Raw genomic sequence first — 12,203 nt, forward strand, 5'->3', positions numbered from 1 at the left:
CCTCATTTTGAAAGGAGAACGCGACATGTCAACACAACCCAATCATCAGCATCATCTTCTAGCACAGTGGGTATCACAGTATCGTGCAGCTACCAAAGAAGGGCAATGTGCTAATTATATCCCTGCTTTAGCCAAAAAAGATCCTAATCAATTAGCTGTGGCGATTGTTGGGACTGAAGGCCACGAAATCAAAGCGGGAGATACCGAAGAACTATTTACCCTTCAAAGCGTTTCCAAGGTTATTACCTTTATTTTAGCCTGTATGGATCGAGGCTTACCATATGTTTTAGAAAGAGTAGATGTTGAACCAACAGGAGATACCTTTAACTCAATTATTCGCTTAGAAAGTCATCAGCCAGGTAAACCCTTTAACCCGATGATTAATGCTGGGGCTATTACGGTATCCTCCATGTTGGCTGGTCATTCTCCACAAGAGAAGGTCACAAAGATTCTACAATTTTTAGAACAAATTATAGGCAAGCAATTGAGTATCAATGAAGAAGTATTCCAGTCAGAGTGGCAAACGGCTAATCGTAATCGAGCATTGGCCTATTACTTAATGGATTCAGGGTTTTTAGATTGTCCAGTAGAGGCGGCGCTTGAGGTTTATTTGAAGCAATGTGCAATTGAAGTCAATGTATCAGATTTAGCCATGATTGGCCTAGTTATTGCGAATGATGGCTATCACCCACTGTTAAAGAAACAGCTATTCCCAAAACAAGTGGCAAAATTAGCGAAGGCTTTGATGGTAACGTGTGGTATGTACAATGCCTCAGGGAAGTTTGCGGCATTTATTGGTCTCCCTGCCAAAAGTGGTGTATCAGGTGCGATTCTTGCGGCTGTTCCAGGACATGCAGGCCTACACTCGCCGTTTCCTACTGGCTGTGGTATCGGAATTTACGGACCAGCGATTGATCCAATAGGAAACAGTGTGGCAGGTGTACAGTTGCTGAAACAGCTAGCAACAGAATGGGATATGACTATTTTTTAATAAGTGGAAGATGATTTCAGCGCTTAGTCTGAAGTCATCTTTTTTTCATTTTATAAATAATAAATAAAACGATAAACCAAATTGGTGTTAACAGCAGTGCCGTACGCGTAGCCTCAGAAATAAACATCACCATTAATAAAAAGGCGAAAAACGCAAGCACGACGTAGTTGATAAAAGGTGTCAGTGGTGCTTTGAAGATTGAAGCTTCATGTAAAGCACGTTTTTTTCGTTTGTAGATAATGTGCGAAATGATAATAATGCTCCACACCCAGATAAAACAAATTGCACTAATCGTCGTCACAACACTAAAGGCGTTCTCTGGCATCAACTTACTTAACAGAGCACCAGCAGATACAACAATAGTAGAAATAACGAGTGCATTACTTGGTACACTGTTTTTGTTGAGTTTGGCGAATGCTGGAGATGCCTGTTTATTGTTACCAAGATTATAGAGCATCCGACTTGTGGAGAATAACCCACTGTTACCTGCTGAAGCCGCTGAAGTAAGCACAACAAAATTTATAATACCAGCAGCAATCGGGATACCTGCTAATGTAAACACTTGGACAAAGGGGCTGCTTGAAGCAGACATCTCATACCATGGGTTAATACATAAAATGACAAATAATGCCCCTACATAGAAAAGTAAAATGCGAAATGGAATTTTATTAATGGCAGAAGGAATATTTTTTTGAGGATCTGCTGTTTCAGCTGCTGAAACCCCCACTAATTCCACACCAACAAATGCAAAGACAACCATTTGGAAGGCCATTAAAAAGCCGTATATACCATTTGGGAACATGCCTCCATGTGCCCATAGATTTTCAACTGATACTGCTCCTGAGCTAGTTTGGAAGCCAGTTACTAGCATAATAAGACCAATAATAATAAGTGCTACAATTGTAATAACTTTAATAATAGCGAACCAAAATTCTAGCTCACCAAAAAGCTTAACAGTTAATAGATTTAGTAGTAATAACAATACAAGGCAACCAATGGCTGGCACCCATTGTGGGATATCAAACCAATATTGTGTATATACCCCCACCGCAATAATGTCTGCCATCGCCGTCATAATCCAACAGAACCAGTATGTCCAACCTGTGATATAACCTGCCCAAGGCCCTATGTATTCGGATGCAAAATCCGTAAATGAAGTGTAGCCTGCATTGGATAGTAACAATTCGCCTAAGGCACGCATCACAAAAAATAGCGCTGTCCCTACAATTAAGTAGGCTAGGATGATCGAAGGCCCTGCTAAGGCAATAGCTTTTCCAGAGCCTAAAAATAAACCAGTCCCAATTGTTCCACCAATGGCAATAAGCTGTACATGGCGATTTTTTAAATCTCGTTTTAATTGTTGCTGTTCCACGTTAATCCCCCTCAAAGATGCATAAAAAACTATGACTGGAAAAATAAAAAGAGACTAGTTGTGACACTAGTCTCGGAAAAACGTCAGAATAACAAATACCATTTATTCGCAGATGTCTACATGAGATAGTGTAGCATCGCTTATAAAAGCTGTATTACTCCTCTGTCCTTTTGCCTGAGATAGTGAACCCTTCGGCGACGCAATGTGCGCTCTCTCCAGAACTGCTCCTGCTATAGTTTGATCCATAGCATTCATAGCTTATTAACTTGATAATCAATTATTATTGTAAGATATTATACATCCTAACAGTGCTTCTAAAATTATTCAACAATAAATTTTAACTATTTTCAGAAAAATAGAAGAATAGGGTTCGTAACTGGCATATCTCTAACGAAAAATAGTATTTTTGGTCATACAAAGTGTTTCGTGAAGGAGTTTTTAAATATGAGGTGGTTTATTGGAAGATTGTTCAACGTAGCTTTCGAAGTGCTCAAACATAAGTGAAAACCGCTCCAAAAAGACATCAAAGCGCTCAATTTTATGAGGATCCGACTCAAGTAGCGAACTCGTTCAAAGTAGATTTTGTATCAAATAAGGGGACTATAATGCGTTTTGTTGCTTTACTTTTTTATTTTAATGACATGAAGCTCGTACAGCATCATTTGAAATAGATATAATATAGTAGAAACTCTGAATTTTTTAAAAAAGAAGCCGTCTCATAGTACTTTGAGACGACTTTTTTTGATGAGAGCATTAATATTTTTTTGCTTTTATTTTACCTGTCCAAGTTTTGAAACCACCTTGAAGTTGGTAAATTTGGTTGTACCCACGTTTTTTAAGAAATAGTGCAGCACGTGAGCTACGGCCTGTATTTTGACAGTATAGATATACTGGTAAATCTGGGCGGATTTCTTTATAACGTTGACGTAGTGTTGTCGAAGGCACATTTCGTGCACCAAGAATGTGACCAGCATCAAATTCTTTTTGCTCACGAACATCGATCAGCTGGGCTTTACGATAGCCTTCTATGAATTGCTCTTGTGTTAGGTTGGTTACGGCTTTTTTGAGTCGTAGTGCATTAATTCCGATATATGCAATTGTGACTACTAAAACGACACCGATTGTGATAAGTATGTCCAAGATTTTCTTACCCCTTTCTATCTTCTCTATTATTATAAAAGATGCGCTAGCGATAGTCCAATGAGTTTGATAAAATTAACTAGGTTGTAGCGAATTCGCTTTTTTCGTTACACAAGCAATCGTTCGCAAGTTGAACTGTAGTATAATATTCGTTAAAGTTGACCCACAGGTGGGGCCTGATGGATCATTTTATATTTGTAGGAGATGAGCATATGACAACTTGGTATTTTTTAAATTCAGGGAAATGTAGTCCTTCTTTTAATATGGCACTAGATGAAGCCTTACTTGATTGGCATAGTGAGGGGTTAATTCCACCAGTAATTCGTTTCTACGAGTGGGAGCCTGCGACATTATCCATTGGTTATTTTCAACAAGCTAAGAGAGATATTAATTTAGATGCTGTGCGTGAACAAGGCTTAGGTTTTGTACGTCGACCAACTGGTGGACGAGCTGTCCTACATGAACATGAGCTAACTTATAGTGTCATTGTGACGGAAAGCTATCCGAATATGCCAGAATCTGTGACAGAGGCATATCGTGTGTTAAGTGAGGGAATTTTGCAAGGTTTCCATAACCTAGGTATGGATGCCTATTTTAGTGTACCTGATACAGAGGAGAAAAGAGCGGACCTGAAGAGTCCAAAAAGTGCTGTTTGCTTTGATGCACCAAGTTGGTATGAACTTGTCGTAGAAGGGAAAAAAATAGCTGGAAGTGCTCAAACACGTCAAAAGGGTGTCATTTTACAGCATGGCGCCATTTTATTAGATTTGGATCAAGAGAAATTATTATCCGTATTTAATTTCTCCAGTGAAGAAGCGAAGAATCGTATGCGTAGAAAGCTACCAGAAAAGGCTGTTGCCATCAACAGTCTTGTAAAAGAGCCAGTGACAGTTGAACAATGTGTGACAGCTTTTAGAGATGGCTTTGCAAAATCGTTGCAAATTGAATTAAAACCATTTACACTTTCTGAGGAGCAATTAGAATATGTGCAAGCTTTAGAAGAAAAAAAATATGCTTCAGATGAGTGGAACTTTAAAAAGTAAAAAATGGTATGAAAAAAATATTTTTTAACGTTCAATCCTAGTCATAACAAGTAGTTCTGAATCTATTAAAAAAAGCAAGAGTTGAATTAAAAAACTATATATAGTATCTTTTTTAAAGACATATACACAATATGTAGTGTTTAACGACACAAGATATTGTGTATTTATTTTGTAATGAAGAAAACAAGGGAGGCTAAACGATGGTACTCACAAATCATCAACCCGAAGTAAACAATCAATTTGAACAGTTAAACAAAGATATTGAACAATTCCCGCAGGTACACCCCGTAACATCTGATATGCATATTACACACAAAGGTGTATCAAGACTTGTCATGATCGATCGCTATTCGTTTAAAGACACAGAAAAGAAAACATTGAAAGCCGGCGACTTTGTTGTATTAACGGTAAAAGCTGATCCGAAATTTCCTGCACGTGGTTTAGGGACAATTCAAAAATTGGATATGTCTACAAAAACAGCAGAGATTTTGATTGAAGAGGATTATCGTAGCGCATTAGACGATCCGCAAGAGCAAGAAACGGGTGTGATTACGCGTTCAATTGACGTGTTAGAAAAGCCTCTTGAGATATTTTATGAACAAATTGCAAAACGAAATGCAACGGGCCTTGCCGCTGTTGAAAAAACACCAGAAAAACGTCAAGAATGGTTTGAAAAATTTTATGAGCAATTAGTATCCTTGAAATTCATTCCAGCTGGACGAGTGATTTATGGAGCTGGTTCTGAAACAGATGTAACTTTCTTTAACTGTTACGTGATGCCATTTGTCGCTGACTCTCGTGAAGGTATCAGTGATCACCGTAAGCAAGTAATGGAGATTATGAGCCGTGGTGGCGGTGTAGGAACAAATGGTTCAACATTACGTCCACGCAACACATTAGCTCGTGGTGTAAACGGTAAATCATCTGGTTCTGTTTCCTGGTTAGATGATATTGCTAAATTGACACATCTTGTGGAGCAAGGTGGATCACGTCGTGGCGCACAAATGATTATGCTAGCAGATTGGCATCCAGATATTGTGGAGTTTATTATTTCCAAAATGCAAAATCCACGTATTCTGCGTTACCTGATCGAAAATACAACGGATGAAACAATCATCCGTCTAGCCAAAGAAAAATTAAACTTCAAGCCACTTTCTATGCAAGAAGAAGCGATGTATCAAGGCATCGTGAATTATAAAAACATTGAAGGCTTAGGTGGATTTGATACAGCTATCATTCGTGAGGCTGAAAATAAATTACGTGATGGTGGCACGTACACTGTTCATAACCCAGAGTTTTTAACAGGTGCCAACATTTCTGTGACATTAACAAAAGAATTTATGGAAGCAGTTGAAAAAGATGCTGACTTCGAGCTTCGTTTCCCAGCTGTTGAAGAATATACAAAGGAAGAAATGAGCGTTTACAACACGAAATGGCATGAAGTTGGTGATGTTCGTGAATGGGAGAAAATGGGCTATAAAGTCCGCACATACCGTACAATTAAAGCGAAAGAGTTATGGAATTTAATTAATGTATGTGCAACATACTCGGCAGAGCCAGGTATTTTCTTCATTGACAACGCCAATGACATGACAAATGCAAAGGCATACGGTCAAAGTGTTGTAGCGACGAACCCATGTGGTGAGCAACCACTTGCACCATATTCTGTGTGTAACTTAGCTGCTGTGAATTTAGCACAGTTTGCGAATAAAGAAAATCAATCAGTTGATTACGAAGCACTACGTGAAACAGTTCGTGTTGGTGTTCGTATGCAGGATAATGTGATTGATGCGACACCTTACTTCTTAGAAGAAAACCGTGTACAAGCTCTTGGTGAACGTCGTGTCGGATTAGGTGTTATGGGCTTAGCCGATTTGCTGATTTACTGTGAAAAAGAATACGGTTCAGAAGCAGGTAATGCGTTAGTCGATGAAATCTTTAAAACAATCGCTGAAACTGCGTATGAGGCGTCTACAGAGCTTGCGAAGGAGCGTGGTAGCTTCCCATTCTTAGTAGGTGCTACAGACGAAGAAACAGCTCGTTTACGTAAAGCCTTTACAGAGACAGGCTTTATGCAAAAAATGCCTGCTCATATCAAAGAGCAAATTTTAGCGACTGGTATCCGTAACTCACATTTATTAACGGTTGCACCAACAGGGTCAACAGGAACAATGGTAGGGGTAGCAACAGGTCTTGAGCCATACTTCTCCTTCACGTACTATCGTTCTGGTCGTCTAGGTAAATTCATTGAAGTAAAAGCTGAAATTGTCCAAGAATATTTGAACCGTCATCCAGAAGTAAATGAGCAAGAGCTTCCAGAATGGTTCGTTACAGCAATGGAGCTAAAACCAGAAGCGCATGCGGATGTGCAATGTATTATTCAAAAATGGATCGATTCATCTATTTCTAAAACTGTAAACGCACCAAAAGGCTATACAGTACAGCAAGTTGAAAAAGTGTACGAGCGACTATATAAAGGTGGCGCTAAAGGTGGTACGGTCTATGTTGACGGTAGCCGTGATTCACAAGTACTTACACTAAAAGCAGAAGAAAATGATATGGATCAACTTTCATTTGAAGAGGAATTGGTTGAAGAACATACAAAACGTCCAGTCGTATTAGTAGATACGATTCAAGCGTTAGAGTCAACAACTGTTATTGGCTCAGACGTTGGGAATACATGCCCAGTATGCCGTAAAGGCACAGTCGAAGAAATGGGCGGCTGTAATACATGTACAAACTGTGGCGCACAGTTGAAATGCGGCCTGTAATTAATATTTTAAATTAATTTGTTGTGGCTTTGAAATAAAGTTGCAATCATAATGGCAATGAAATACCTCTTTAGATATTTTATCTAAAGGGGTATTTTTCATGTCTAACACAAACAGAACATCTAAAATTATAATTGGCTGTATAACAAGAAGAATTTTTTGAGGTGCAAATTACTTCAATTAGGAGACTCTTGTTGAGTTGGAGGGGAATGTTAGTACAATAAAAAGAAGTGTTGTTAGATACATTAAATAAACTAAATGAAATGATTTTGTGCAGCAATTCATTCAAGCCAGGGTTGGCACTATCAACATCATTGGTGATAACATTCAAGCAAAATAAGATTTTCCTAAGCATGTCTGTAAAGCAACGTGTGCAGACAATGCGGCCATGGAGAACTTCTTTGGCTAAATGTATTACAGAGAAGAATTGATCTCCTACGAAGCGTTTAAGAAGAAAATAGAAAAGTATATCGATTACTATAATAATGATCGAATTAAACAAAAATTGGCCGGCATGAGTTCAGTAAAATACCGAACTTATGCCAGCCAATTAGCTGCATAAATAAAACTCTAACTTTAAGGGGTCACTACCAATACAAGCGATCTAACATTTTTCTTTTTTGTCTCAGCCTCTTGTATTTGGCTTTTTCTATTCTGAAAGCTGTTCTTTTCCAACTGTATCTTTTATATAAGAGTGAGAGTTTGCGGCTTCTTCAATTTCCTTGAATGCCCAATGTGTTGCTTTGACATCTGGGAAGCTTGGTTTTGTCACACCGTTTAATGGACCACGTTCAAACATGCGGTTCATCATTACGACTACTTGTGCACGTGTTAAAGCAACATTTGGTGCAAAGCTTCCATTCTCAAGGCCATTGATGAGGCCTGCAGTACGGTTTGCTTCAATAATCCACTGTGCCCAATGGCCTTCAGTATCCTTGAACGTAATTGCCACACCTTCTTCAACATAAAGCTGTTTATAGTTGGCTACGACTGCCGCCATTTCAGCACGTGTGATGTTGGCATTTGTATGGAAGTTACCATTGTTATCACCATTCATAATGCCCTGTTCTTTTACAAAGGCAATTGCTCCTGCAGCACTATGGTTTTTGGCTACATCTTTAAACGGTGCTTTCTTTAATGCTTGTCCTTCTGTATAGCCTAAAATACGAGCCATCATGATCGCTACTTGTGCGCGTGTAACATTCTTATCAGGACCAAATGTGCCGTTTGGGAATCCTTTAATATAAGCTTCATGCTCGCTTACCTCTGGCTTTTCAAATTGAATAATGGTAAACGTACTGAACTTATCTACAGTGAAGCGTAGACCAAGCTCACCCTTTGCCATTGTGACGACTTCAGGAAAGACCACTTTTTTCTCACCATCTGAGTGTTCAATAAAGACGGCTAGTTGCTCTAAGAATCTTTGACGTGCTACTGCTTCTGTTGGTACCTTTACATCTCTTAGTGGTAGTGTTACTTGTACTGGACGACTTGGCATATTCGTTTCTATTGTCATTGGACGAGCTACCACACCCCAATCGTTACTTTGTAGTGTCTCTCGGACAACTTTTTCTACTTTAGCGCGTTCTTCAATCGCTTGACGCTCGCTTTCTTTCTTTACTGGTACTAAACGGAAGTAGAAGTTATCGTCAAGGCCTTCCATTGAGCTTTGTGGAATTGCAATATGACCATTTACTGTTGAAATTTCTAGTGATAAACCATTGTCACGTAATGTTTGTAGAGATTGCTTTGGTATTTCTACTGTTACTTTATCCACTTCATCATTCACATCAGGAATGACGATACGTGCAATGTTATTGCCAATTTGTTTTGCTTTTTCTACAGTTTCTAATGCTTGCGATGGTGTGAAGTTGACGAAGTCAGTCATTTCACCATTGGCATGTTTAGTGCGTTCAATTTCCACTGTTGTTTTTTCAAGTGGATGGTTACCATCAATTTCTAATGCTACTTGGATTTTCGTTGTTGTCGAGCTTGGATTAGTTGTTGCAGGGATAGAATTTGGCGTCCATGTATCACCATTGCTACTTGATTTTTGAACCGTAAAATTAATTTTATATGTTTTTGTTGTAAATCCATCTTCTGCTGTGACAACAATTGTTGTTGTACCTGGTAAACTTGTTGCATTCGTCACGACTGCACTCGCTTTATCCTTATCTGCGACAGTCGGAATTACCTTAGGAACCATAGTAGTGTATGACGGTAATTCGACATTGTATATTTCTTTTTGAGATTCGAACTCTGCTACAGTTGAGGCGTTAACAGTTAGATTACTTAATGTTGCATTATTGCTTAAAGTTGGTGTTAAATTTTTAACCGTAAAATTAATTCTATATGTTTTTGTTGTAAACCCATCTTCTGCTGTGACAACAATTGTTGTTGTGCCTGGTAAACTTGTTGCATTTGTCACAACAGCATTCGCTTTATCCTTATCTGCAACAGTCGCCATTACACCTGGAACCGTAGTAGTACCTGCTGGTAATTCTACGTTGTATATTTCCCTTTCAGATTCAAACTCTGCTACAGTTGAAGCATTAACTGTTAAGTCTCTTAATGTTGCATTATTGCTTACAGTTGGTGTTGAATTATTTTCAACATCCTCTAAAGTCTGTTCAATATTGCTATCTAAACTATAAAAATACTCAACTGTTTTAGCTTCACCAGGTTTCATGTTACCAACAGCAAAAGTTAAACCAATCCATGAATCATAAGTTGTTTCAGCTACTTTACCGTCATCATTAAATGCAGTTGGATCAAATGGATTGGAACTATTAATGGATGCGCGTGATTTTGAATCTGTAGACATCAAAATCAATGCATTTCCAGTAATAGGACCCTTCGATAATACAACAGATTTAGCATCATTCGGATAGTTAAATGGAACCGAATTGATAGTATCAAATATAAGATTCTTATCCGCATCAATATCAGGATCTACAGAACGCATATAACGTACATCTAAAAGTTCTCTATCTGTCATATTCGTCATTTTAACTGTAGCTTTAAAGAATTTATCATTTGCTTTAAATGAAACAGTTTGTTCTATTTTTAATGCACCATCAGACGTTACCCCACTCGTTTTTGCTACTAAATTATCTTCTGTCGATAAATCTTCATTAGTGCTCATTAGAATCTCCATAGATCCTAAAGCATTTGCATTTAAAAATACTTTTGTGCTATCATCACTTTCTTTATAACCAACATAAAATCCTTCGTATGGGCTTCCTGGTAAGAAATAATCGCCACTGTTCATTGCTTCCCCACTATCAAACCCATCAGAATCCACTGTAAATCCTAAATTTTGACGTCCAGTAGGATGGAAATCTATTGGGGCTGCACTTTCCGTTCCAAACGAACCACCTTTTGAAATCCCCATCTCAATGTATTTTCCTCCAAGGAAGATATCATCACCAACTTTTTCATGTCTCGCATAGGAAACATTTTCCGGAACTATCAACTCTTCAGGTTGAGATTCTTCCGGCGCTATCGGCTCTTCAATTTGTGATTCTTCTGCTCCTACAGAACTTATAGGAAACAAGCTAAGTAATAACATACAAATTGTCATTATCAATAATTCTTTGCTTTTTTTCATAACTTTTTCTCCTTTCCGAATAGGATAATGCCTCGTTTTATATTTTTTTATAATGAGGATTCATTAACAAAGTTATTATAAATAAACAAACTCTCAAATAACTCTCAAAAAAATAATGAATTTTCCTATTTAGATAGAAGAGTTTTACAAGTCTTTAATAAATACATTTAATCCATACTTATATTTGAATATGTAATCTTTTTGTGTTATTCAATAATTTATCAGATTTTTATCAGTTATTTTAAACATGCTCCTAAATTTTGCCCTTTGTTTTTAAATGAGCAGTTTTACAATTATTAAAACAATCATGACTACTCCTTGTTTTTTTTTTTGAGGGAATAGAGAGAGCCTATCATCTAGCTAGATTTGTAGAACGAGATGATTTTTTGGGATATTTATGTTAAATCCACTATAATGTATGTGGAGCAGGTTAGTTTATTGATTTGCTTAGAATATTTTGAGTTTCATTTATTAAAGCTTAAGGAGACAAGCATATGACGTTATATTCTGTCCTAGTGGCGAACAGTGCTTTACAAACAGTTGATTGTACAGGAATTGCTGAAATAACAGTAAGAGAATTAAAAAAATTATATCCAATTACAGAGAGTACACCAACACAGTCGTGGCATTTGATGGATGATGATGCACGAGTTTTACATGCAGCAGATGAATCAGCTTTTGAAAATTTGAATATATTCGAATGGAATAATCCACCTTACGACTTAGGGCTTTATAATGAAAAATCCTTTGTATACGGCATCCAGGGAAATTGGGGTCCTCAATTTTTAGAAGATTTTTTAAGTTATTTGAAGGAACATATACAACCAGAGCAAGGTGCTGAATTAATGAGGTTCTGGGCAGGGGATTATGATAAAAAACTAAAAATCCGTCGTATTACGATGGATGACCTTGAATTGCATCACCTTGAAAGCTTAAAGAACGAGGAATACATACGTGTCGCTTTTGTATAGCTACCTCTGAATGATGGAACTCCACATAATAAAAAGCAAAAACATAAAGCAATAGATGAAAAGGCAAATCAAGCCCTATTTCCAAATTCAGAAGATGAGGTAGAAATTTTATCAAAAGAAGTAGATGAATTATTTCAGGATAATTAATCTTAACTATCTACATGTTAGCAAGACAAAATTGATTAGCCCCATTCATAGAGTGGAAGAGGTTAGAAAATGGGATAGGTATAGTTACTCGCCATTATCAAATCCACCTCCATTAATATAGCGGTAGTTTGGAGGGGATAGATACCCAATCGAAAGCT

8 protein-coding genes and 1 riboswitch are annotated in these 12,203 nt (G+C 37.6%); of the genes, 5 read left to right on the forward strand and 3 right to left on the reverse strand.

Features of this window, described 5'->3' with window-relative positions:
• Positions 1-25: 25 nt before the first annotated feature.
• Positions 26-991, forward strand: a complete 966-nt coding sequence (locus tag B3D98_RS16475; protein ID WP_048392274.1) for a glutaminase — start codon at positions 26-28, stop codon at positions 989-991.
• A 34-nt stretch (positions 992-1,025) separates the two neighbouring features.
• Here the strand turns inward: B3D98_RS16475 and B3D98_RS16480 are convergent, their stop codons facing one another.
• Both B3D98_RS16480 and B3D98_RS16485 read right to left on the reverse strand, forming a co-directional pair.
• Complete coding sequence (locus B3D98_RS16480) at positions 1,026-2,363, reverse strand: amino acid permease (protein ID WP_066036347.1); 1,338 nt, start codon at positions 2,361-2,363, stop codon at positions 1,026-1,028.
• 152 nt (positions 2,364-2,515) lie between these two features.
• Positions 2,516-2,592: riboswitch (glycine riboswitch) on the reverse strand.
• 524 nt (positions 2,593-3,116) lie between these two features.
• Positions 3,117-3,503 carry a rhodanese-like domain-containing protein gene (locus tag B3D98_RS16485; protein WP_004231073.1) on the reverse strand — a complete coding sequence of 129 codons (387 nt, stop codon included), beginning with the start codon at positions 3,501-3,503 and terminating at the stop codon, positions 3,117-3,119.
• 263 nt (positions 3,504-3,766) lie between these two features.
• Between B3D98_RS16485 and B3D98_RS16490 the strand changes: the two genes are divergently transcribed.
• From B3D98_RS16490 to B3D98_RS21685, 3 genes are all read left to right on the forward strand, one after another.
• On the forward strand, positions 3,767-4,546 hold the full coding sequence (locus B3D98_RS16490; protein WP_081010955.1) for a lipoate--protein ligase family protein: 780 nt from the start codon (positions 3,767-3,769) through the stop codon (positions 4,544-4,546).
• Between the two features lie 200 nt (positions 4,547-4,746).
• Complete coding sequence (locus tag B3D98_RS16495) at positions 4,747-7,317, forward strand: vitamin B12-dependent ribonucleotide reductase (protein WP_048392276.1); 2,571 nt, start codon at positions 4,747-4,749, stop codon at positions 7,315-7,317.
• 409 nt (positions 7,318-7,726) lie between these two features.
• Positions 7,727-7,879, forward strand: a complete 153-nt coding sequence (locus B3D98_RS21685) for an IS3 family transposase (protein WP_081010949.1) — start codon at positions 7,727-7,729, stop codon at positions 7,877-7,879.
• Between the two features lie 87 nt (positions 7,880-7,966).
• On the opposite strand, the gene B3D98_RS16500 is transcribed toward B3D98_RS21685, so the two are convergent.
• Entirely contained in the window at positions 7,967-10,927 is a 2,961-nt protein-coding gene (locus B3D98_RS16500) for an S-layer homology domain-containing protein (protein WP_054549154.1), read from the reverse strand.
• Positions 10,928-11,421: 494 nt separating this feature from the next.
• On the opposite strand from B3D98_RS16500, the gene B3D98_RS16505 reads away from it, so the two are divergent.
• Positions 11,422-11,898, forward strand: coding sequence for a hypothetical protein (locus B3D98_RS16505; RefSeq protein WP_288584378.1), 477 nt, complete (start codon positions 11,422-11,424; stop codon positions 11,896-11,898).
• The last annotated feature ends 305 nt before the right edge of the window (positions 11,899-12,203 follow it).

The sequence above is a fragment of the Lysinibacillus sp. UBA5994 genome, assembly GCF_002429725.1.
GTDB lineage: Bacteria > Bacillota > Bacilli > Bacillales_A > Planococcaceae > Lysinibacillus > Lysinibacillus capsici.

Bases quoted from the DNA above. Each gene is read 5' to 3' on its own strand.
- B3D98_RS16475 (WP_048392274.1), top strand. From the start codon at position 26: ATGTCAACACAACCCAATCATCAGCATCATCTTCTAGCACAGTGGGTA.
- B3D98_RS16490 (WP_081010955.1), top strand. From the start codon at position 3,767: ATGGCACTAGATGAAGCCTTACTTGATTGGCATAGTGAGGGGTTAATT.
- B3D98_RS16495 (WP_048392276.1), top strand. From the start codon at position 4,747: ATGGTACTCACAAATCATCAACCCGAAGTAAACAATCAATTTGAACAG.
- B3D98_RS21685 (WP_081010949.1), top strand. From the start codon at position 7,727: ATGTATTACAGAGAAGAATTGATCTCCTACGAAGCGTTTAAGAAGAAA.
- B3D98_RS16500 (WP_054549154.1), bottom strand. From the start codon at position 10,927: ATGAAAAAAAGCAAAGAATTATTGATAATGACAATTTGTATGTTATTA.
- B3D98_RS16505 (WP_288584378.1), top strand. From the start codon at position 11,422: ATGACGTTATATTCTGTCCTAGTGGCGAACAGTGCTTTACAAACAGTT.